21 protein-coding genes and 1 pseudogene are annotated in these 20,592 nt (G+C 60.4%); 11 read left to right on the forward strand and 11 right to left on the reverse strand.

The features are described from left to right. Positions 1 to 49 precede the first annotated feature (49 nt). From J7I86_RS21330 to J7I86_RS21335, 3 genes are read right to left on the reverse strand one after another with little or no spacing between them, the layout of a single operon-like run. Positions 50 to 628, reverse strand: a complete 579-nt coding sequence (locus J7I86_RS21330) for a recombinase family protein (protein ID WP_309476779.1) — start codon at positions 626 to 628, stop codon at positions 50 to 52. Then, positions 625 to 1,479 carry a nucleotidyl transferase AbiEii/AbiGii toxin family protein gene (locus J7I86_RS23015; protein ID WP_286180118.1) on the reverse strand — a complete coding sequence of 285 codons (855 nt, stop codon included), beginning with the start codon at positions 1,477 to 1,479 and terminating at the stop codon, positions 625 to 627. The genes J7I86_RS21330 and J7I86_RS23015 overlap by 4 nt, the downstream gene beginning before the upstream one ends. Next, positions 1,479 to 1,835 (reverse strand): transcriptional regulator, encoded by a 357-nt coding sequence (locus tag J7I86_RS21335; RefSeq protein WP_214822855.1) that lies wholly within the window; start codon positions 1,833 to 1,835, stop codon positions 1,479 to 1,481. Before J7I86_RS21335 ends, J7I86_RS23015 begins: the two co-directional genes overlap by 1 nt. A 493-nt stretch (positions 1,836 to 2,328) precedes the next feature. Between J7I86_RS21335 and J7I86_RS21340 the strand changes: the two genes are divergently transcribed. Further along, positions 2,329 to 3,435 (forward strand): S1C family serine protease, encoded by a 1,107-nt coding sequence (locus J7I86_RS21340; RefSeq protein ID WP_214822856.1) that lies wholly within the window; start codon positions 2,329 to 2,331, stop codon positions 3,433 to 3,435. 842 nt (positions 3,436 to 4,277) lie between these two features. Here the strand turns inward: J7I86_RS21340 and J7I86_RS21345 are convergent. Further along, on the reverse strand, positions 4,278 to 4,601 hold the full coding sequence (locus J7I86_RS21345) for an NUDIX domain-containing protein (protein WP_214822876.1): 324 nt from the start codon (positions 4,599 to 4,601) through the stop codon (positions 4,278 to 4,280). Positions 4,602 to 4,772: 171 nt separating this feature from the next. Here J7I86_RS21345 and J7I86_RS21350 point away from each other — a divergent pair, with 171 nt between their 5' ends. Beyond that, complete coding sequence (locus J7I86_RS21350) at positions 4,773 to 5,399, forward strand: HAD family hydrolase (protein ID WP_214822857.1); 627 nt, start codon at positions 4,773 to 4,775, stop codon at positions 5,397 to 5,399. 256 nt (positions 5,400 to 5,655) lie between these two features. Here the strand turns inward: J7I86_RS21350 and J7I86_RS21355 are convergent, their stop codons facing one another. From J7I86_RS21355 to J7I86_RS21365, 3 genes are all read right to left on the reverse strand, one after another. Continuing rightward, on the reverse strand, positions 5,656 to 6,525 hold the full coding sequence (locus J7I86_RS21355; RefSeq protein WP_286180119.1) for an alpha/beta hydrolase-fold protein: 870 nt from the start codon (positions 6,523 to 6,525) through the stop codon (positions 5,656 to 5,658). A gap of 141 nt (positions 6,526 to 6,666) precedes the next feature. After that, positions 6,667 to 6,831, reverse strand: coding sequence for a hypothetical protein (locus tag J7I86_RS21360; RefSeq protein WP_214822859.1), 165 nt, complete (start codon positions 6,829 to 6,831; stop codon positions 6,667 to 6,669). A 140-nt stretch (positions 6,832 to 6,971) separates the two neighbouring features. After that, a complete protein-coding gene (locus tag J7I86_RS21365) occupies positions 6,972 to 8,207 on the reverse strand; it encodes an IS110 family transposase (protein ID WP_214822860.1) in 1,236 nt (411 codons plus the stop codon). A gap of 602 nt (positions 8,208 to 8,809) precedes the next feature. Between J7I86_RS21365 and J7I86_RS21370 the strand changes: the two genes are divergently transcribed. Both J7I86_RS21370 and J7I86_RS21375 read left to right on the forward strand, forming a co-directional pair. Continuing rightward, the gene (locus tag J7I86_RS21370; RefSeq protein WP_214822861.1) at positions 8,810 to 9,679 is read left to right on the forward strand and encodes a DMT family transporter; all 870 of its coding nucleotides are present in this window, start codon (positions 8,810 to 8,812) and stop codon (positions 9,677 to 9,679) included. Continuing rightward, positions 9,660 to 9,797 (forward strand): hypothetical protein, encoded by a 138-nt coding sequence (locus tag J7I86_RS21375; RefSeq protein WP_214822862.1) that lies wholly within the window; start codon positions 9,660 to 9,662, stop codon positions 9,795 to 9,797. The genes J7I86_RS21370 and J7I86_RS21375 overlap by 20 nt, the downstream gene beginning before the upstream one ends. A gap of 790 nt (positions 9,798 to 10,587) precedes the next feature. Here the strand turns inward: J7I86_RS21375 and J7I86_RS21380 are convergent. Continuing rightward, complete coding sequence (locus J7I86_RS21380) at positions 10,588 to 11,241, reverse strand: aspartate/glutamate racemase family protein (protein ID WP_214822863.1); 654 nt, start codon at positions 11,239 to 11,241, stop codon at positions 10,588 to 10,590. Between the two features lie 376 nt (positions 11,242 to 11,617). Between J7I86_RS21380 and J7I86_RS21385 the strand changes: the two genes are divergently transcribed. The 7 genes from J7I86_RS21385 to J7I86_RS21415 all read left to right on the forward strand — a co-directional run bounded on the left by J7I86_RS21385 (position 11,618) and on the right by J7I86_RS21415 (position 18,749). Beyond that, positions 11,618 to 12,643, forward strand: a complete 1,026-nt coding sequence (locus tag J7I86_RS21385; RefSeq protein ID WP_214822864.1) for a GntR family transcriptional regulator — start codon at positions 11,618 to 11,620, stop codon at positions 12,641 to 12,643. Between the two features lie 89 nt (positions 12,644 to 12,732). Further along, positions 12,733 to 14,001: an ABC transporter substrate-binding protein gene (locus J7I86_RS21390; protein ID WP_214822865.1), complete on the forward strand. Its 1,269-nt coding sequence runs from the start codon at positions 12,733 to 12,735 to the stop codon at positions 13,999 to 14,001. Next, positions 13,998 to 14,966 (forward strand): carbohydrate ABC transporter permease, encoded by a 969-nt coding sequence (locus J7I86_RS21395; RefSeq protein WP_214822866.1) that lies wholly within the window; start codon positions 13,998 to 14,000, stop codon positions 14,964 to 14,966. Before J7I86_RS21390 ends, J7I86_RS21395 begins: the two co-directional genes overlap by 4 nt. Continuing rightward, a complete protein-coding gene (locus tag J7I86_RS21400) occupies positions 14,953 to 15,804 on the forward strand; it encodes a carbohydrate ABC transporter permease (protein WP_214822867.1) in 852 nt (283 codons plus the stop codon). The genes J7I86_RS21395 and J7I86_RS21400 overlap by 14 nt, the downstream gene beginning before the upstream one ends. Before the next feature lie 20 nt (positions 15,805 to 15,824). Beyond that, a complete protein-coding gene (locus tag J7I86_RS21405) occupies positions 15,825 to 16,547 on the forward strand; it encodes a gamma-glutamyl-gamma-aminobutyrate hydrolase family protein (protein WP_214822868.1) in 723 nt (240 codons plus the stop codon). A 502-nt stretch (positions 16,548 to 17,049) separates the two neighbouring features. Further along, entirely contained in the window at positions 17,050 to 18,567 is a 1,518-nt protein-coding gene (locus tag J7I86_RS23200) for a hypothetical protein (protein WP_214822869.1), read from the forward strand. Next, positions 18,534 to 18,749 (forward strand): response regulator, encoded by a 216-nt coding sequence (locus J7I86_RS21415; RefSeq protein WP_214822870.1) that lies wholly within the window; start codon positions 18,534 to 18,536, stop codon positions 18,747 to 18,749. The genes J7I86_RS23200 and J7I86_RS21415 overlap by 34 nt, the downstream gene beginning before the upstream one ends. A 147-nt stretch (positions 18,750 to 18,896) precedes the next feature. On the opposite strand, the gene J7I86_RS21420 is transcribed toward J7I86_RS21415, so the two are convergent. From J7I86_RS21420 to J7I86_RS21430, 3 genes and pseudogenes are all read right to left on the reverse strand, one after another. Beyond that, the gene (locus tag J7I86_RS21420; protein ID WP_214822871.1) at positions 18,897 to 19,298 is read right to left on the reverse strand and encodes an STAS/SEC14 domain-containing protein; all 402 of its coding nucleotides are present in this window, start codon (positions 19,296 to 19,298) and stop codon (positions 18,897 to 18,899) included. Between the two features lie 366 nt (positions 19,299 to 19,664). Then, a complete protein-coding gene (locus tag J7I86_RS21425) occupies positions 19,665 to 20,162 on the reverse strand; it encodes a hypothetical protein (protein ID WP_214822872.1) in 498 nt (165 codons plus the stop codon). Positions 20,163 to 20,359: 197 nt separating this feature from the next. Continuing rightward, positions 20,360 to 20,592: pseudogene (locus J7I86_RS21430) on the reverse strand (hypothetical protein); the annotation flags it as partial.

Consider the following 20,592-nt stretch of genomic DNA (forward strand, 5'->3'; position numbering starts at 1 on the left):
CTCTGAGCGATGTCTGGTTAATTCTCGCCCCTGTTTGGAGGGGAACAGTTCAAGCGGATTGTTCGGCCTGCTGTTTCCGCAGGGCGCGGCTTACGCTCATCCGTCCGACTCCGAGTACTTGGGCGATTTCGGTGATGGGTGTTTTCTTCGCGTGCATGGTGCGTGCGGCGTTCACCTGAGCTGGGGTTATGGTGGAAGGCCGGCCGCCGACGCGGCCGCGAGCACGGGCGGCTTCGAGCCCTGCGCGGGTGCATTCGAGCATTCTGCTGCGTTCGTGTTCTGCCAGTGCGGAGAAGATGTGGAAGATCAGTCGGCCGTCTGCGGTGGTGGTGTCGAGGAAGCTCTCGGTGAGGGACTTGAACTGGATGCCTCGTTGGTCCAGTTCGGTCACGATGCGGGCGAGATCTGCGGTGGATCGCCCCACACGATCCAGCTTCCAAACTACCAGGACGTTTCCCGGTTGCAGGAAGTCTAAGCACCGCTGCCATTCGGGACGGTCCTGCGTTGACCCGGATGCGTAGTCGGTGAAAGTGCGGATGACTCCGGCGCGGTCCAGTGCGTCTTGCTGCAATTCGGGGTTTTGCTCGGCGGTGCTGACGCGGGCGTACCCGATGAGGTTCGCGGTCACCGCGATTTGTCCTGCTCGGTGACTCGCCCCTTGGCTTGCTTTGTTGCTTCGGCTGTAGGCGCCTGGGCCGGTGGCCGCAAAGCATCGCGTGGCGAGCCCGGGTAGGAGGCATGTACCAGCTTCATGACCTTTTCCATGCGGGGATCCACGGCCGTCGATTGTTCCTGGTTCTTCTGGACCAGGAGCGGGCCAAGTGTCGGCGGGTTGGTGCGCAGCTGATCGGCCCATCCGCTGAGCCGGGATTTCATCTGCGCCAGTTCGTGTTCTCCGACGCCGTACTCCTGCACACGAAGAGTGGTGGAGATGCGCTGTACTTGGTCGAGCTGTGCGGCGAACATGCCGACATCGAAACCGGGGTCGCGGTCAGCTGCGAGGTCGAGCAGCTGCCCGTCAGTGAATCGCTTGGATTCCCTGATGGCATCAAGGTCAAGGTAGTCGCGGACTTCACCGCGGCTGTAGACAGCAACAACTTTGCTTCCCACGGCGTCCTCCAGGCTCAGGACCGGGCCGATGGAAAGTTTCACCGGCTCGGCCGCGCGCCAGTCGACGCCAAGGTCCACTTCCACGATCTGGCCTGTCGGGGATGCAACAGAGAAGTTCGCGAACTGCGGTGCGTTACGGACCTCCACTACCTCGAGGCCGCGCTCCCGCATCGCGGTCGCGAGACGTTGCGCTGAAAGCGCGAAAGCCTCGATACTGGTGACGGATGTAAACAGGTCGATGTCCTGTGTGGGGCGGTCAATGATCCCGTGCTCCCTAATGGCTCCGGAGCCTGCCAAAGCGAAACCTCCGCTAGCCAAGGCATCAAGCGCCAGGCGCGTGACCTCACGCTGGTATTCGACGTCCGACATTAGGAGCGCTGCGCCAGCTGCGGGAACTTGCTCTCCCACAAATCACGGACGCGAACAGGAAGCATCAGCTCGTCCCAGACCTTCACCAAAAGGCCGGCGTTGAGCAGCTGCTCCTGGTCCGCACGCGTACCTTCACGCAAGATCGCCTGATACGCCTTGAAAACACCCTCGGGCTGCCCCAGGTCGCAGTCCGCCTGCGGACCCCAGTAGATGTGGTGTGGCAGTATCAGGACACCCTCCCCCGGCCCCTGTAAGGCGTCAAGGCGTCCGGCCACCGCGTAGGGGATTACGTCCTGTATCAGGACCCGTGGCTCCTTGGAGTGGTCGCCCGCGCGCCTGGGTTTGAGGGTAGGCATTGGTTTCTCCTGTTGGTGCGGCGGATGTTGCCGATGCGCTTAGGTTAGCAAGAGTGCACGAAACTCAATACAGGGCGCCGTTGTTCATTTCCCGGTTTCGTGCAGTGTTACGTGCAAAAGCTGGGGGTTGGATTCGCCTACATGACGCGGGGCCGGGAATCCCGGCGTCGAGGGTTCAGCAAGTGCACGAATACGAACGATTTCGTTCATCTTTGCCCGGCTACCGAAGCCGAGGCTTTCCCGCCTGCGCCGCGGAATGAGAGAAAGCGTGGGAGGAGGGAGCAATAGCTGGCATGGTTGATTCGGCACTACGTTAGATGGTATGATGCGGCCACTTCGGGGCTGGGGTCGGAAGCGCGATACTGCCAAGAAGGAGCCCAAAATGAAGTCTTTGCTGCAGCGCCACGACGTCTTCCCTCTCCATTCCTCCTCCGCATCACGTCACATCTCTGGTAATTCGAGGAAAAGGAGCACTAAAAATTGCACGAGGGCAATGGCTGCCCTTGAACTCGCCGTCCTGTTGGGGACGAGCGCGTGTGCAACTGGCAGCGGCAGCCCTGCCTCCTCGCCGTCCACCTCGTCATCTGCGCCAGCGCTTACGGGCAAGCAGGTCTTTGATCTCGCCTCGCCCGCCACCATCCAGCTGTACGGCCGTCGGGGACAGAGCACCTCAGGCGGCACCGGCGTCATCTATGACAAGGACAAGCACTTAGCCATTACCAATGCACATGTGGTGGCGGGGTTGGCCACGCTGAAGGCACGGTTCAGCGATGGCACGGAGAGCGACGCACGGGTGAGGGGAATTGCACCCTGTTCGGACCTGGCGGTCATCGAGATAACTGACATGGACAGTAAGGCCACGGCGCTGCCGTTGGGCGACTCGAGTATTGTGCAGCCGGCGGACCATGTCTCGGTGCTCGGCTACCCTGCCTCATTCCAGGACTTTACCCAAAGCAAGATCGCTTTTACCGAGGGCAGTGTGCAGGCAGCCGGGGTGAAGGCTGAAGTCGGGGCGGACTTGCCCACTTATCCTGACGCCATCCAGCACAGTGCCACGGTTAATCACGGCAATAGTGGCGGTCCCCTGGTGGATATCCAAGGGCAGGTCGTGGGGATCAATACGCTGACGAACTTCGGTACTGGGAGCCAGCAGGTACAGGGCCAGTTCTATAGCATCACGATTAACAAAGTGAAGTCCTTGTTGCCAGAACTGGAGGCTGGACGCAGCATCGCCAATGTTGGGTGGTCGCTTCAGCCGTTGTCGAGCGTCCCCATGTCTACGCTCATTCCGGCCCTGGGACTCGGCGACACGTCATTGGGTGAACAGGCGGACGCCGTCCTGAAGGCCAAAGGCATCGACGGGATGGTGGTGGTCGGTACGGACGCAGGCAGCCCTGCTGAGGACGCTGACCTGGAGTTAGGAGACATCGTACGGACCATGCAAAATGCGCCGGTGAGGTCGATGTCCCAAGTCTGCGACATCCTCAACACGGCTGGGTCTGGCGCGTCAATCGGGATGGCCGGAAACTATACGGTCAACGCCTCCGGGGAAAATCAGTTCGCCGACTCGTGGACAACGAAATTGACGATGCCCAAGTAGTGCCACCAGTAAGCGATAGGCGACGGACGCGCGCCACCGGCGTACCACCCGCACACCCGTCGGCATCCGCATTGAGATTGTTCCCATGCACGAGTACGACCGATTACGTGTATGGCTGTTGACTCTGGACTATGGATCGGTGCTTGCCAGTTTTGAGCGCGTTCTAGACACTATCTCTAAATTGAATGACCCCAAACTTGGTTCCCATTTTCGAACGGTCGTCTCGATCCACGACCCTGCACCGACAGACAACGGGTGGCTGGTCGGCGGTGATTGCCTTGACCCATGGAAGAAGCTTGGACCAATCTCAACCAAGTAGTCGGCTAGGCGGGAGCGATGGTTGTTGCACTGTTGACCATCGTTAACTTCGGCATCGCGCTCCTGGCGCAACAGCATTCTGGCCTACTGCCCCGCGCGACACTATAAGGGGGATATTTTCCTTGGTATAGACGGGGTATCGCTAAGCTCCTCGGCAAGGTAGGGGCGACTTGACGAGATTTCAGAGAGTGGCTATATTTTTTTCTCGTAAGAAACAGAGAACGGAAGTTCCCCCCGACTGAAGTGGTGTAGTTAGCTGTTTTAGGGGGAAGCACCGTTGCAGTAACACCTGGTCGTCGACAGCTTGAGACGGCCAGAGCAACACCAGCAGTACCGGGCCGTCAAGCAGTAGGAGACGGACACAGCAGTACCAGTAGTACCTGGTCGTCGACAGCTTGAGACGGCCAGCGCAACACCAGCAGTACCTGATCGTCGGACAGCTTGAGACGACCAGTGCAGTATCTGTAACGCGGGGCGGGCAAGTTGAGAGCATTCTTATGCACTCCTTGCCCGCCCCAAACCGTTTAAGATCTGTTGCCTGGCACAAGGGTCCATTTTCTTGGTTGAGCCCAAGGCCCACTACCCATTGAGACCCGAAGGCGTTGTACCGGTGTGCGTCTCATTCCGAGTGGGCGCAGGTCCGCTGAACTAACCACGATTCCCAGTTCCTCATAGGCTTCGCGCGCTGCGGTGCCAATAGCTGACTCATTTGATTCAACGTGTCCCGCAGCAGCATTGGCCCAGTGCCCATCTAAGTAACCGGTCCCCTGACGCAGCTGTAAGAGTACGCAGTCGCGGCGTCTGAAAACGACATAGCTGACTGGAGTTAGCTGGAATTGATCATCTATTGGTCATACTTCCTTGAATTACACGCACGTTCCATGGTGACTCGATCGGGACGTCCCGGACACCTTAAAGAGACTAACGCTGGGGAGAGTCTGTTCGTCGGGTCTTCCTCGCAACATTCCCGGAAGGGGTTCGGGCGTCGGACGGCTCTGGAGTAGTGAAAGGGTTACACCATGACGACAATTCGTATGCCTGCTGGAGTACGCGCGGTGGTGTTCGATGTCGGAGAAACTTTGGTTGACGAAACACGCGCATGGACGACCCAGGCAGAACGCGCGGGAGTAACGCCGTTCACGTTGATGGGGATTCTCGGTGCACTCATCGCCCGAGACGAGGACCACCGACGTGTATGGGACCTGATGGGGGTCGAGCGTCCGGCCGAGCCTCCACTCATCGAGCGAGTCGACCTCTACCCCGATGCGCTTGCTTGTCTACGTGCTGCTGGGCACGCGGGACTGTCGGTTGGTATAGCCGGGAACCAGCCGGCTGGTGTCGAGGCCCAGCTGCGCGAGGCCGGTTTCAATGCGGACTTCATCGCTTCCTCTGCCGCATGGGGTGTGGCGAAGCCTTCCGCAGAGTTCTATTCCCGAATCGTCGACACCGCGCAGCTTGATGCCGGGCAGATCCTGTATGTCGGCGATCGCCTCGATAACGATGTTCTGCCTGCCCGCAAGGCTGGCATGCGGACTGCCTTTGTTCGTCGTGGCCCGTGGGGATACCTCCACGCACAGCGCCCGGAGGTCGAATTGGCCGACATGCGCATAGAATCCCTGGCGGAACTGACAATGGCGTTGGGCTGAAGTTGGACCCTGCCACCTCGGCGCACATCCGATGCAGGAAGCTGTTTAGGGGTCCTGCAACGGAACGGCAGGTGGTCCTAGACAGGCCGTCTCAGTGGTCCTGAATCGGGTTGACATACTCATCGGTAGTGCTCGGCTCAGCAGCTTCGTACCCAAGTCCGCGATCACTTCGTTTAGCTTGTGGTCCGGGATTGGAAATGACTCTTGACGTGTTTGTGTCGACGCAACATTCGGAGGAGGCGTGCGTGAGCTGTCTCTAACGCGAATGGCATGTCTTCAGGTAGCTCAGGAACGAGGCTTGCAATCCGGTGACGTGCGACTCGTGCAACATTGTGTTCGTGACTTCTCGCGATAGTCCTTTGGCTCGCAGTTTTTCCAGGACGTTGAGAACATTGCGCGCTATCTGGCGGTAGATCGGGATGTCCCCGAAGATTTCCAGTTCGTTCAGGGTGATGTGCAACTGCGGAGCCCATGAACCCTCACCGTGCTCAGGCAAGGCGTCGACGAGTTCGAACACTTGGCTCTGCGCAGCCGCGACACCGGGGGTCCCTGCACCGAAGGTCGAAAACGGATCAGTTTTCCGCAGCCATGCATAAAGGACGAACAGGCCTCCATAGGAGTACCCGAAGAGGCCATGCCCGGTCTCACTCACGCGCAACCGTGACTGCAACCGGGGGTGAAGCTCCTCGGTCAGGAAGTTAAGGAAAACGTCCGCGTGAGTGTCCGCTAGCTTCGCAAGGTAAGCGTCCGCCTGCTCCTGAGTCATCGCACCCGTATCACGAGCCGCCGCGACCGTGGCCAACATCTCCTCGCTAACCGGCTCCCCGGGCGGTACCAGATCCCGGTTGCGGAGGTGCGCCCAATCCGCGGCCTCTTCACCGGCATACCCGATAGTCACTTGAATGTACGGCGCCACCGTCAGATACGGGTCTGCCTGGGTGACGATCAGAGGCGCGGTAAGGCCCACGGACCAATTACCATCTACTACGTAAATCAGCGGCAGCGTTTCTGTGGAGTCCCCATATCCAGGGGGCGTGGTCACCCAGACGCCATAACAGTGCCCCGACCGGGCGGTGACCTCGAAATACTCCGTGTCCGGCAAACAGCCGTGCAAGATCCCACTCATCGATCTTCCCTTCTCAGATTGCGGCCCAGTCAAGGAGCCCCGAAGCCCTCGGCCCGAAAGGGGCTACCTCTCGCTGCGTAGTTGAATAGCGCCAGCACTGACAGTCTGCCCGGTCCGGACATCGGGGGCCGCGTGCTTCGACTACTTGCTGATGGTGAGCACGGTACAGCCATCGGGCACCAGGACGCGTGCAGCAGCCAAGGCAGCTTCATAGCTGGGACCGAAGGCGATTACATGTCCTCGTTGACCATTGCCGGTCTCATAGGTCAGCTTCACTTCCACTACGCCATCATATTTCGTGCGCACATCTGGACTTATTCGCGGTCCGTCCCCTCAAGCCACGGAGGTCAATGAACACTACTGGGGGGGGAACAGAGCAGCGCAGCTGTGGTTAGGAGGCAGAGACAGCCGTCGTCCCACTTCCTAGTACGTAAATAGATGGTGAGTTACCCGCTTGCTGGCGTGAGGCTGACCTCATAGCCGAGGGTTTTGAGCTGGCGGACGGCCCGGTTTCTGGCCTTGTCGGGATCGCGCCTGAGGTAGTAGTCGGCTCCTAGATCGGTGTAGATCTCGCCGTTGGCGAGCATGTTCCATGTGGCTGTGAGGATGACGCGTTCAATTGCGACGAGGGCTTTCTTTGGACCCCGCCGGACAGCGATCCGCCGGTATTTCTGGGAGAGGAACGTGTCCTTGAGCCGGGCTGCCGTCAGCGCAGAGGTGCCCAAGGCAGCCTTCAGGTAGTTGTTGCCCGGTCTGGTTCTGGTGGATTTGATGTGTCCAGCGGACTCATTCGAGCCAGGGCAGACGCCGGCCCATGAGGCCAGATGCGCCGAGGTGGGGAAGATGTCCATGTCCGCGCCAGTCTCGGCGATAATGACGTCGGCGACCAGAATGGACACTCCAGGGATTGTGATCAGCGCCTCTCGTGCAGCGCGAAAGGGCGCAATCGCCATCTCTATGCGCTCGGCGTGGGCAGTGATGGCGCTGGTGTGGTGATCGATTTGGTCCAGGTGCACCCGGACCATGAATGCTTGGTGTTCCCCGAACCTACCGGTGAGCGCTTCGACCAGGTCCGGGATCTTTGACCGCATGCTTTTCTGCGCATGTTCCGCCAACACTTCTGGGTCGCGCTCACCGCCAACGAGTGCCTCCAGCATTGCCCGGGAAGAGACACCGGTGAGGTTGCTGACGACGCTGGACAGCTTAATGCCGCTGCCTTCCAGAAACTTCTCCAGGCGGTGGATCTCCCGCGTTCTGTCCTGCACCGCGATTGCCCGGGCGCGGGTCAGATCCCGCAGTTCCCGGATGGGTTCGGGCGGAACGAAGGATGCCCTCAAAAGGCCATGAGATGCGAGCTGCGCCAGCCACGACGCGTCCGAAACATCGGTCCTGCGCCCCGGAATGTTCCTGGCAGCCTTGGCGTTGACCAGCATCACCGGCAGGGACGATTCCAGCAGATAGTAGAACGGCTTCCAATAATCACTGGTCGCTTCCATCACCACCGGTGTCACCTGCTGCTCCTCAAGGAAAGCGCGCAACTGCAGGATCTCATTCGTGGTCGATCCCCAGGTAGTGACCGTCGAGGCGAACCGGCCCCGCTGGCCTCCCGGTACCCGCACGCAGACCTTAGCGTCGTGTTTGGAGATATCCATGCCGACGGCGCGCTCATGCACAATATCCATTGCCTAGTCCTTTGTTCAGTAGCGGAGCGTCCACCGCGGGAAGGACAGGGATAAATTCAGGAATCTAGCACTCGTGCTCAAAGCAACAATCCACGGTTCCCGTGGGAGTCCTTCACGTCACGCTTAGAAGCGGGCTCAGTCTCGACACCAAGGAAATCCGGCCTCATCCGCGGCAGACACGGCAATCATGCACCCGACGCCCGCAGGAAAACCAGAGCCGGGAAAGCCAACCAGTCCCCCATTTTCACACCTCACGGCGCGGCAGCGCCCCTAGGCCGCTTAGAACTGGGACACCCTTTATGGACCATCTCCTTCCGGTGCGCCTAACCCAAAAAATCCATCGTCAAACCTGTGGCTGCAAAGATGACCGCCTGCTGCGCCAGGAAGGTCCCGCCCGTGAGAGGACGGTGACGGCTTGACGCGTCTGCGTGTGACTTTGACGGTGGGAGGGCGTCATGTAGCCTGCCCGGTATTGCGAATTGCTAAGACATATTGGGGGTTATTGCCGCATGGCGCTATGGGGGACGTCTGGGCTTTTGCTCGTGCCTGCGCGGTTCTTGAGGAACCTTGGGGGTGCTCCGACGGGTGTTATCGCTATAGCGGTGAGCCTGACGACACTGCAATTCGGTAATGGTCTCGCTGTTGGGTTGATCGAGGCGGTGGGTCCGGCCCTGGCGACATCATTGCGGGTAGGGGTCGCGGCAGTGCTGCTGTTCCCGGCCGTTTTTCTGGCCCGGCGCTCTTCCGCTGTTCCCGGTCGCCGAATCATTATTTACGGGCTTGTCCTTGGCCTGATGCAGTTGTGTTTCTACCAGGCGATTTCCCTCCTGCCCCTCTCGTTGGCTGTTTCGATTGAATTTGTCGTCCCATTGGTCCTGGGGTGCCTGAGGTCCAGGTCATGGGCGATCAGGGGACCGGTTTGCGGGGCTGTTGCCGGTCTCTTCCTCATCGCTGATTACGGCGGGAGAACAGACGTCACGGGGGTCCTGTGGGCTCTGGCGACGGGCGTCTTGTTAAGTGTCTATATCCGGGTGGGCACGACAATGCCTGCGGAGGCACACCCGTTGGCGGTATTGTCCAAGGCTTTGTGGGTCGCGTTTCCTGTCGTTCTGGTGGGACAATTTTTGGCCCCATCACCACCGGTTACCGCAACAGTTCCGATGGCCGCCCAGGCACTCACCATCGCCCTGCTGACCATGGTGGTTCCTTTCACGCTGGAGTTGTACGCGATGAAGCGCCTGCGGGCACTGCCTTTCGCTTTGGTCTCGGCTATGGACCCTGTCCTGGCTTCCGCCGTTGGCCTCCTGGGCCTGCACCAGTACTTGGACGGACGCCAAATCAGTGGAGTGATCGTCCTTACCGGTTGCGCAGCCCTGGCCGTCCGGGCCGACTTGCGCACCACCCAAACAAACACCGAATCAGAACCCGACGTACGAGGAGCAGAAACTGAAAATGAACGAAATACTATCTGAACTGGACCTGCCGTTTCCTTTCCGACGTGACACCCAAATGCTGATCGCCTGCGGATACTTCGATACTTCGACGGGTATCGATGATTTCGCGGTGGAATCCATGAAACAGCAGCGTTGACGGCATGGGTATCCGCTCTGGACGGTGTGGTGAGAACGGGTGGTGGAACGCGCTTGGAAACCCCTGAGAAACCAGACTGTTCAGGCGATCTGCTGAAGCGAGACGCCCTCCGTTAGGACAAACGGTCAGGAAGCTCAGCCACAGTGAAGTCAGCCATCACCGACCTCACCCATGACGCCAGAATAATGCAGGTTCGACAGACCGACTTCAACCGTTCGGGTCCAGCGCGATGACGGATACGAGGCCACCTACAACGTTGACGCCGGACATTGCTAAGGAGCATCAACAATTGAATATTGCCCCTCCAAGGCCATGCCCGGTCGCACGGACCCGCAGATGGCCTCGGCTATACCGAAAGTGGGCCATTGAGTGGAGCTACATTTTCGGCAGGGCTGGAAGCGAGCCCAAGGCCAATGCCTTGAATCCGATGTTTCGGGAAGGCTATCCTCACCGGGATATTTGAAGCGGTCATGCCGGACCGCACCGTGTTCGAGAGATCCGAGTGAAATGCGGTCTATACCCGCACTCCGGGGACCCCGCTAGGGGTGTGGTGCTCTCTGCAACAGATGCCGCAGGGCGAGCCCCTAACTCCGATGGCCGCCTTTGGAGACTGTCCCATTATTGGAAATGGGGCAGCTTTAGCGATGCTCCCCCGCCGACCCGGATCTGCCGGTTGGCGCACTGCATCTCGAGCCTGGAAAGGCGCCGTCCCCGGCACGCTAAGTGGCAGCGGAATGCGGGTTCGGTGACCTGACCTGCGCGTTGGTCGAGTTCGCCTACCATACCGGATTCAGATTTCCTGCGGCTCGGGGGCTGCCACTGCTGAGACAAGCATGGACCCAGCGGCCGTGACGGCGTCAATGACCGGGACACCGAGGTTGCGGCGGAGAACTTCGGCCATGCCGATGCTGCTCAGCCCGGTGCTCGCCTGAACGATGACATCAGCACCGGCATCGACGAGCATGTGGGCTGATGTGAGAGCGTCGAAGATTCCCGTGGGCATCAGAAATGCCTCAGGCTTCTCGACGCTTTCGGGCCCATCGATGAGGACCATCCGGTCGCCCAAGTGTTCGGAAATCGGTCCCGGCACTTGGTGTTTGAGCCCCAGCACGCCGACCTTACCGCCGAAGGTCAAGGCTGCGGCCGCAGCCGCAGAACCTGCACCGATGACAGGGATGCCTACCAGGGCACGGGTTTCGGCCAAGCCTGGCTCCGATGCGCAGCTGATGATCAGCGCATCGAACTCTCCTGCCATATCCCGCGCCAACTCGACAACCTTCGGCCCGGCGGCCGCGAGCGACGCATCGTCGTACACCCCGGATGGCTGATCGGGAATGCAACGGGAGGTGACGGTGAAGCCGAACGTATCCTGCAGCAGCTTCCCATGGGCATGGAGCAGACGACGGTCCGAAGTCGTCAACACCCGAATCAGTCCTACACGCATCTCAGTTCCCTCCGCACGGATTCATTAATCACCACGCTAGCCGGACAATATTTCCTCGCCTTTACCGGGAGATGACCAACACCGGCCATTCGATCCCGGGGCTCACCTCATGGGGTATACCCAAAAGCATGCTTGATTATCGACGCCGCCACGGGGACGCACAGATTCCTCGCCGTCGAAGCACCGGTCCTGATTCGTTGCCGGCCTGCCGCTGGAGCAAAGCATCCGCGGCCCTGCACCGGCGAGTTGATTCGGCAAAGGCCGGGTGCCGGCTTGGGTGCCCTGCGGGCGTGCTCGGACGCGTGACTTCAGCCCGCAGGAAAAAAGAGAGAAGTTTGGGGTTTCGTCACCCAGTGTTTGGTAGTACTATAACTCTATGACACAGAGCACACGCACTCCGGATTTGGGTCCTTGGAAGAGAATCACTCTAAACCCTGAGATGCAGGTTGCGCTGTGGGTTCAACTCAAAACACAGTTGCAGTACCTTATTTCCACAGGTGAGATCCCGGCGGGAACAAAGCTGCCGCCGGTGCGGGCTTTCGCGAATCATCTGGGCATCGCGGTGGACACCGTACGGAAGGCCTATGACGAGGCGCAGCGCAATGACCTCGTCAGGACCATCCACGGGGTGGGTACCTTCACCTCGTTGCCAAGTGAGCCATCATCGACTCTCGAAGCCAGGGAGGATCGATGGGAACGCATGGATCGCGCCTTGTTCGCCATGGCCCGTGATGGCATCGATTTGGCCGCAGAGGCGCGCATTCTCCGTCAGCGGCTGGCCGTGTGTCAGACCGGAGTTCACGCTGTCTTCTTTGGCGTGACGCCCTCGGCTTCGAGGTATGCACGGCAAATCAGTAATCTTCTGCCGGAGGGCTTGGAGGTCCGCTCCGCCGACATCGAAGATTTGCGCCAGGGACGGTTCGACGTTGCGGGTGTGACCCACGCTGTTGCCCTGCCCCTTCACCGACGGGAAATCGAGACAATCCTGACGGACTGGCCCGTTCGCTGCCTGACCTTGGTTTCAAAGCTGGCTCCTGGTCTCACCGACCGGATCCCTGCGGCGGTAGACGCGCGGAAGATCCTGCTCGTCGCCCGGCCCGAGACCGCACAGATCTACACAAACATCCTGGCCTCTGTACGGCCTGATCTGGTCGAGCCTGTTTTTGTGCTGGACACCGACGAAACCTCATTGCGTGGGCACGTCGGTGATGCCGACATCGTTCTGCACACCACGGTTGCCACCGCCATGGTCCAACGCGTCACCGGCAGAACCAAGACGCTGATCGAACTTCAACACCTCCCGGAGGCCGCCTCCCTCCGAAGCGTTGCTGAACTCCTGATAAAGGACCACCAGCTGCAACAGGAACTGCTGCACACCAGTGCCTACCGGGAGCTCGTCTAAACCTCACCTGCAAGAACCGGCTTCTCCCCCAACCTTGGGCCTGCGGGTCGTTGCCGCGGTCCTGCGCACCCAAAATCAGAAGGAACACCATGAAAAAGCAACTACTGGCCGGCGTTTGCGCCGCGACGCTTCTCCTGGTTGGCTGCAGCCCCAGAGCCACCAACACGAACGACTCCGAACGGACCCTGCGCATCACCTGGTGGGGCAACACCGCCCGGGCTGAAGCGACCCAGGCAGCCATCGAGCTGTTCCAGAAGAAGAATCCGAAGATCAAGATCGAGGCTGTCCCCAGCAGCTTCGATGGTTACTACAACAAGCTCAACACCCAGTTCGCTTCGAGCTCGGCCCCGGACATCTTCCAGGATGACCAGGTCGCCACGTTCGCGGACAACGGTCTGTTGCTGGATTTGAACGAGTACAAGAACATCATCGACACCAGCTCGATCGACCCGAAGATTTTGAATCAGGCCACCATCGACGGCAAGCTCCTGGAAGTTCCGGCCGGTACAAGCCCGATGTCGTTCGTCTTCAAGAAGGGTGTCCTCGACGCGGCCGGAGTCGCCGCACCGGATTCGAAAGACAGCTGGGATGACCTGGCGAAGAAAGCAGCTGCGCTGAAGCCCTCGTTGCCTGCCGGTACGTGGGCTCTGGCGGACAGCAGCAATCAGCCCAACCACTTTGAAGTCTTCCTGCGTCAGCGCGGCAAGGGCTGGTTCTCCCCGGACGGGAAATCGCTTGGCTTCGACGCGCAGGACGCCGCGGACTGGTGGTCCTACTGGTCCAAGCTCCGTTCCGACGGGCTGGTTCCTCCGGCCGACATCACGACCGGAGGCGCAGGAGGCGACGTGAGCCAGAACCCGGTCGCCAAGAACCTGGTGAGCATGGGAATCTATGGAACCAGCATCACCTTGCCCAGTGAGGAATGGTCCTACGGTCCGATCCCGAACGAAGCAGGCAACCCGGGGGTATACAAACTGCGCTCGGCCAGTTGGGCCGTCAACTCCAAGACCAAATATCCCGAGGACGCGGCCAAACTTGTGAATTTCCTCGTCAACGATCCCGAAGCCAGCGCCCTGCTCAAGCTCACCCGGGGCGTCCCGGCAAGCGACACCGCGTTGAAGAGCGTCCGCGACTCACTCGCCCCGAAGGATAAGCAGATCGTCGCGTACGCCGACTACCTGAACCAGGACGGTAACAGCGGAACCGGCCCCAACCCTGACCCGGCCGGCACCCGCGGCCTCCGCTCCGACATCTTCACCCGGTACTCCGGCGAAGTCATTTTCGGCAAGCAAACCCCCCAATCCGCAGCTGAAGCGATGATCAAAGCGGCCCAAGACCTGATCGAATCCCTCAAATGACTCTGACCCCAGCCAAATCCCCTACCCAGGGAACAACGGTGACTAAACCTGATGTCCCCCGTAAGACGCAGCGACGCAAAGCTTTTGATTTCCGCCGCAGCAACACCGGCTACGTCTTCCTCACCCCGTGGATGATCGGGGTGGTTGGCCTGGTCTGTCTACCCCTGCTGATCTCGCTCTACCTGTCCTTCACCAACTACAACATCCTCGGAGCCCCTAAATGGGTGGGTCTGGAGAACTACATCCGGCTCTTCACCCAGGACCAACGCTACGTGCACTCCATGCTGCTCACGCTGGGCTACGTTGTCGTATCAGTGCCACTGCAACTGGTCAGTGCGCTGGCCGTGGCGTTGATGCTGGCCCCCGCCCGGAAAGGTCAGAGCCTCTACCGGGCCCTGTTCTACCTGCCCTCCCTGCTCGGGGCCAGCGTCGGGATCTCCATCACGTGGCGTGCCATCTTCGACCGTGACGGGGCCGTCCCCCAGTTCCTGGCAAGCTTCGGCATTCCGGAGCAGTCCTGGATCAACAACCCGGGCACCGTCCTATGGGTAATCATTGCCTTGGAAATCTGGAAGTTCGGCGCCCCGATGATCATCTTCATCGCCGGCCTGCACCAGATCCCGAAGGAACTCTACGAGGCCGCCAGCATCGACGGCGCCGGGCCCATCCGGAAATTCTTCACCATGACGCTGCCGATGCTCTCCCCCGTACTGTTCTTCAACCTCGTCATGGGCGTAATCAGCTCTTTTCAGACCTTCACGCCGGCCCAGATCGTCGGCGATGGTAACGGCGGCCCCACGGATTCAACCCTGTTCTATGCCGTTTATATGTACCAGCAGGCGTTCCAATACCAGAAGATGGGCTACGCCTCCGCCATCGCCTGGATCATGCTCATCGTACTCGGCGCGGTCGCAGCGCTGCTCTTCCTCACCTCCCGAAAGTGGGTCCACTATGCCAACGACTAGCCGTCGCGCACGGCGCCTCGCGCCGCTCTGGCGACATCTGGCCTTCGCCCTGGTCCTGGCCGTCATCCTGTATCCCTTGCTCTGGATGGTGTTGACAGCCTTCAAGCCCACCTCGGAAATCATCGCCTCGGCCCAGCTCTGGCCCAAGGAATGGACCCTGGGGAACTTCACCACGGGGTGGACCTTCGCCGGCATCGGATCCTTCACCACCTTCCTGACCAACTCAGCGATCATCGCCGTACTCTCGGTCATCGGAAACGTGATCAGCTGCACCCTGGCCGCCTACGCCTTCGCGAAGCTGTCCTTCCGAGGCAGCAGCATCATGTTCGCCATGGTTATCGCCATCTTGTTCATCCCCAAGGAAGTACTGCTGATACCCCAGTACACGATCTTCCACGCCTTGGGGTGGACCAATTCCTTCCTGCCTCTGGTCGTCCCGCAGTTCCTGGCCCTGGACAGCTTCTTCGTGTTCCTGTCCGTGCAGTTCCTCCGCGGCCTGCCCAAGGAACTGGACGAGGCCGCAGTCCTGGACGGGTGCGGGCCGTTCCGCAGGCTCTGGCACATCACCATCCCCCTCATCACCCCTGCCATTGCCACCACCGCGATCTTCACGTTCATCTGGAGCTGGAATGAATTCATGCCCCAGCTGGTGTACCTGAACACCCCGGAAAACTTCTCCGTCTCCGTGGCACTGAGGTTCTTCCTGGACGCCTCCAGCGGCTCAGACCTGGGCCCGATGACGGCCGTTTCGCTGGTCTCGCTGCTTCCCCTGTTCATCCTTTTCGTCGTCTTCCAACGCCGGCTTGTCGAAGGGTCCGCCATGAGCGGACTCAAATAACCACCACAGAAAGGTCAGCCATGTCTGCCCCGCTCGTCCTCATCACCATCGGTTACAAAAACAACGTAACCCCGTACGCCCAGGCAGTCGCCCGAGCCGGCGCCATCCCCCTGGTCGCCTACGCCGGCGATGAGGGATTCACGGTCCCGGAAAACGTCGCCGGCGTCGTCCTCGGAGGCGGCGCCTCCGTGGAACCTTCCCGCTACAACGCCGAGCACGACCCCACCATCAAACGCAGCACCGACGTCGAACGCGACGACCTGGAATTCTCCGTCCTGGACCAGGTCATCCCACGTGGCGTCCCGATCCTGGGCATCTGCCGCGGCCTGCAACTCCTGAACGTCTACCACCGCGGCAGCCTGCACCAATTCCTGGGATACACCGACTACAAGGGCAACCACCGCCCCGAAGAACACCGCGCCTTCCTCGCCCACACAGTGGAAGCACGAGCCGGACGACTTGCCGAACTCCTCGGCGAAGGAGAAATCCACGTCAACAGCATCCACCGCCAAGGCATCGACACCCTCGGAGAGGGACTGAAAGCCACCGTATACTCACCCGACGGCCTTATCGAGGGCGTCGAAACCGACGACGGCAGCATCCTCGCCGTGCAATGGCACCCTGAAGAACTCGCCCTCACAGATCCGCCGTCCCAGCGCCTCTTCAGCGACCTCGTCGACCGGGCCCGGGCGTACTCCCGCCGCCAGACCGCCGAGGCCTCGAAGCAACTCGCCGCCGGCTAAGAACTCCCCCGCGACCAATTACGAGTGCACTCATGAAAAGGCTCAACCCGACTTCACACGCAACCACCACGGTGCCACGATACGCAGCCACAGGATCCTCGTGTCCGACCAGCGGATTGTGGGCCCCGGTCAACGATCCACGAAATAGGCGGTTCATTGAGGAAGGCAAACCCCTGCCCCCTCACTGGGACCAATACACCTACTGGATGCCGGCCCCGCAGGAAATCAGCACCTAGCAGAGCGCTTCCGGCGGCCATGCAGGACCCCACCTCGTGGCCGCCGAACCCCGCCCGCAAACGGAACCCCATGAACCCCATGAACCCACAAACAGCCGTATCCGCCCCCCAACCGCATACCAAAACGCAAGATACCCAAGCGCAGTCCCGCAACCCGACGGAATGCGAGGACCTATGCCACTACTGCCACGGTCCAGAGACTGACTGAGGCACACCCCAGCCATCCAGCCCGGCCGAGACCGGCGCGCCAAAGAAAACGAGCAGAAGTGAAAGAACAGGCCGCCGACACCGGAACCGGTCACGCCATCGCAACCCCCAGCAGCGCATGGCGCGCCCGGGCCGATGCGTGGGAGTTCCTGGAATACGCCTTGCGGGAATCCATCCGCGCTGAGAAGTCCGGACCCACCGCTGCGGACTTGCTGAACCACATCGATAGAACATTCCGTGTGCTGCAGGCCATCGAACCTTACTGGGCCTTCCCGGGTCTGCCCACGCTCACGGAAGCATCAGCCTCACACAGAAACGGCAACCCTCAAGCCGCACTGGACCTGATCAGCACCAGACGAAACACCACAGGGACCCGGCCCACACCAGAGAACCCGGCCGAACAAGAAGAACCCAACACGGAACCGGACAGCAGCACCGCACCGGAGGCAGCAACGAGCAAACCCCGTTTCGAAGTTTTGATAATAGGTGAGACAACGCACCCCGACGCCGGGAAACTCAGCACAGCCCTCGCCGCACAACGGCGCACCCAGGACGCCTTCACCTATGAACTGAACACCGTTCCAAGCTACGAAGACGCCCTCGTGGCCCTGCTCATCAATCCCGACATCCAAGCCTGCATCATCAGGCCCACCTTTATCCCCCGCAGCAACCACAAGTTCGCCCGCGACCTGAAAGAGGAGCTTGACCGCCAACTAGGAGAAGCGGCCCTGGAAGAGCTAAAGCCCGCCGACAGGATCCAGCAGCTAGCCGAAACCATCAACCTCCTGCGCCCTGAACTGGACATCTACCTCGTGGCAGGGGTCGCCATGGAAACCCTCGCCGTCACACTCGCCCACCGGTTCCGGAGAATCTTCCGCCGCGAAGACCACCAAGACATTCACCTGTCCATACTGGCCGGCGTGGCCGACCGCTACGAAACCCCCTTCTTCACCGCCTTGCAGCAACACAGCCGCCGACCTGGAAGCGTATTTCACGCCCTCCCCATCTCCCGAGGCGGTTCGGTCATCAACTCTCCTTGGATCAGCGACATGGCAGATTTCTACGGACGCAACCTACTACTGGCCGAGACCTCAGCAACCTCAGGCGGACTGGACTCTCTCCTGGACCCGCACGGCTCCATCAAACTCGCCCAAACACTCGCCGCACGCGCATTCGGTGCCCAACGCACCTACTTCGTCACCAACGGCACATCCACAGCGAACAAGATCGTCCACCAATCAATCCTGGCCCCCGACGACATAGCCCTGGTTGACCGCAACTGCCACAAATCACACCACTACGCCCTCATGCTCGCCGGAGCACGCGTGTGCTACCTGGACGCCTACCCTTTGGACCGGTATTCCTTCTACGGAGCGGTGCCACTGGAGAACATCAAACGCCAACTCCTGGCCTACCGCCGATCAGGTCGCCTGCACAAAGTGAAAATGATCGCCCTGACCAACTGCACCTTCGACGGCATCGTCTACGACGCCCACCGCGTCATGGAAGAATGCCTTGCCATCAAACCCGCGAAGTTGCCCAGATGCTGCGCAAAATCTCGAACGTCCCGATCCTGATGATCACCGCGTACGCCCAGCCCGGGGACGAACTCGAAGGCATGGGCGCCGGGGCCAACGCCTACCTTCCAAAACCCTTCCGCCCAGCCCAACTCAGGACTATCGTTCAGAAGCTCTGCCCAGAACCGCTCCCGGCCCTGGACTCCACAACGCGAGCGGCCACCACTTCCAAAGCCGGCTAAAGAATCACCGTGAGCCAGGCCACGGTACACCTCTGGAACCCTGCCCCGCGACCAGCCATCGATACTCCATTTGATGGTGAACGCAGGCACGCACTAACGTCATGCAAGAAGCCCACCGGTCCCCCATCGGTGGGCTTCTTGGATTAGTTAGGACGCTGCGGGAACCGACGTGCCCTCAGCCTGGCCGGCTTCGCCGAGCCAGACCAGAGCCTCGCCCCGGGCTGTGAAGAACCCTGTGGGGCACGGGGTCTTACTCGTTTTGAGTTGGTAGTCGGCCAATGCGCGGTCAACCGGACCCTGTCCGAGCAAGGCAATCCTGGACGCCGCGCATGGTTCAGCGAAGACCTCGCGTGCGCTGCGGCTCAGGAACGTGACCGTAGCCATGTCCACCAGCAAGGGGTACGTGCGGCCGTTCGCAATTCTATTAACAGCGTCCATGGCGGCACGGGCGTTGCCGGCGTCAATGCGCACACCCGGGGCCCAGACCAGATGCAGCAAAGAGCCATCCTCAAGCCAGACGCGGCTATCGCCCACATCAATCTGTTCCATCCCGGTACCTCCGATGTTCCACGTCCCCGAAAAGCATAGGCACAGGGCCGGACAGCAACTTCTGGGTACCGCCGTCCGGCCCTTGCCGCGGAACCGAAGGCAGCCCCGGCCAACGTGGGGGAAACATTGACCGTTGCTTGGAACCGCTGAACTCAGTAAAAACCCGTCACCAGCCCACGCACACGAGTAACCGGTACTCAACTTTCGGGCACACCCACAAGGTCCTCTACCTGCCTGCTCCCTCCCTCCCTCCGGTCATCGTCCAGATCCAGGGCCAACGCCAGTGTGCCGGAACAGACTTTCACTCCTCGCGCTTGATTACGAGTGCCGGCAGGCGGGCGGAGATTCTGACGACGGGGGGAGGGTTCACCACTTGGCATCAGGAAAGTTCACCGGGGTAATCTCTACCCCTGCTTCTGGGTGTTTTATGAAGTATCGCCGGGATGCTTCATCATCCACGGAAGTCTGAGGTTTCGGTAGATCCTTCAGTCTGCGAGCCTTCCGTGCTTTCCGTTCATGCCTGGCTGCTCTGAATCCAACATAAGGAGCGGCAGCAAATAAGGGGGTACAGACCAGGCCGAAGATCATTACGATCCAGTTCAAGCTAACTATTGCCGTGACAAGCACGATGAAGCTGATGATCGCGGCCGGGATCATAATGATCGCAAGGATGCACTGCACCACCCATGAACGTACCCAGTAGTTGCCACCGTTAGGCAAGGAACCTCCCATGCCCCACTCATCCCGGGTGTAGGCGTACATGCGCTTGTCGCCGCCCCAAGCGTAGTAGTAGGGACGTTCCGGCAGGAGGACAAACTCCGGCTTGCCCTTCGTAGTTCTTCCACGGTCATGGTTCAACGTCATGGAGTAATTTCACCTTAATTTGGCGTTCGGTCTAGATCGTTTTGAAAGTGTTGGCGCCCACTCAAAGGTCATATTCCTGTCCAAGGCTTCCCATCCTGGGTGTCCCACTTCCTTAGAATCGGGACACTCTCGACTTTTGGGAAGGTCCAGCGAAGGGCCAGAGCCGCGAGTGGGCAATGCAAAAACGATGACCCCTGCTACAGGCGCATCTTGTGGGTCGAGTAGTCCCTGGTCGCGTAAATCCCGCCTTGGGGTAAGTTCGGATCGAAGTCCTCCTCGACGCCCCACTGAGCGGCGTCGTCCTCAGGTAGGAACCCGACGGCTTCTCCCGATTCGAGGTCCCACCACCGAGCGCTGTTCGCGGAGACGGCGTAAAAGACGGCTACGTGTTCGGCCGTCATCATCGCGGCCAGGAACGCCCGGACTGCAT

This window comes from Arthrobacter sp. ISL-95, from assembly GCF_018613695.1.
Lineage (GTDB): Bacteria > Actinomycetota > Actinomycetes > Actinomycetales > Micrococcaceae > Arthrobacter.

Excerpts from the sequence above, each read along its gene's own strand:
- J7I86_RS21395 (WP_214822866.1), top strand. The coding sequence starts at position 13,998 with ATGACTCTGACCCCAGCCAAATCCCCTACCCAGGGAACAACGGTGACT.
- J7I86_RS21365 (WP_214822860.1), bottom strand. The coding sequence starts at position 8,207 with ATGGATATTGTGCATGAGCGCGCCGTCGGCATGGATATCTCCAAACAC.
- J7I86_RS21385 (WP_214822864.1), top strand. The coding sequence starts at position 11,618 with ATGACACAGAGCACACGCACTCCGGATTTGGGTCCTTGGAAGAGAATC.
- J7I86_RS21425 (WP_214822872.1), bottom strand. The coding sequence starts at position 20,162 with ATGACGTTGAACCATGACCGTGGAAGAACTACGAAGGGCAAGCCGGAG.
- J7I86_RS23015 (WP_286180118.1), bottom strand. The coding sequence starts at position 1,479 with ATGTCGGACGTCGAATACCAGCGTGAGGTCACGCGCCTGGCGCTTGAT.
- J7I86_RS21350 (WP_214822857.1), top strand. The coding sequence starts at position 4,773 with ATGACGACAATTCGTATGCCTGCTGGAGTACGCGCGGTGGTGTTCGAT.
- J7I86_RS21405 (WP_214822868.1), top strand. The coding sequence starts at position 15,825 with ATGTCTGCCCCGCTCGTCCTCATCACCATCGGTTACAAAAACAACGTA.
- J7I86_RS21335 (WP_214822855.1), bottom strand. The coding sequence starts at position 1,835 with ATGCCTACCCTCAAACCCAGGCGCGCGGGCGACCACTCCAAGGAGCCA.
- J7I86_RS21380 (WP_214822863.1), bottom strand. The coding sequence starts at position 11,241 with ATGCGTGTAGGACTGATTCGGGTGTTGACGACTTCGGACCGTCGTCTG.
- J7I86_RS21420 (WP_214822871.1), bottom strand. The coding sequence starts at position 19,298 with ATGGAACAGATTGATGTGGGCGATAGCCGCGTCTGGCTTGAGGATGGC.
- J7I86_RS21390 (WP_214822865.1), top strand. The coding sequence starts at position 12,733 with ATGAAAAAGCAACTACTGGCCGGCGTTTGCGCCGCGACGCTTCTCCTG.
- J7I86_RS21375 (WP_214822862.1), top strand. The coding sequence starts at position 9,660 with ATGAACGAAATACTATCTGAACTGGACCTGCCGTTTCCTTTCCGACGT.
- J7I86_RS21400 (WP_214822867.1), top strand. The coding sequence starts at position 14,953 with ATGCCAACGACTAGCCGTCGCGCACGGCGCCTCGCGCCGCTCTGGCGA.
- J7I86_RS21415 (WP_214822870.1), top strand. The coding sequence starts at position 18,534 with ATGCTGCGCAAAATCTCGAACGTCCCGATCCTGATGATCACCGCGTAC.
- J7I86_RS21340 (WP_214822856.1), top strand. The coding sequence starts at position 2,329 with ATGGCTGCCCTTGAACTCGCCGTCCTGTTGGGGACGAGCGCGTGTGCA.
- J7I86_RS21355 (WP_286180119.1), bottom strand. The coding sequence starts at position 6,525 with ATGAGTGGGATCTTGCACGGCTGTTTGCCGGACACGGAGTATTTCGAG.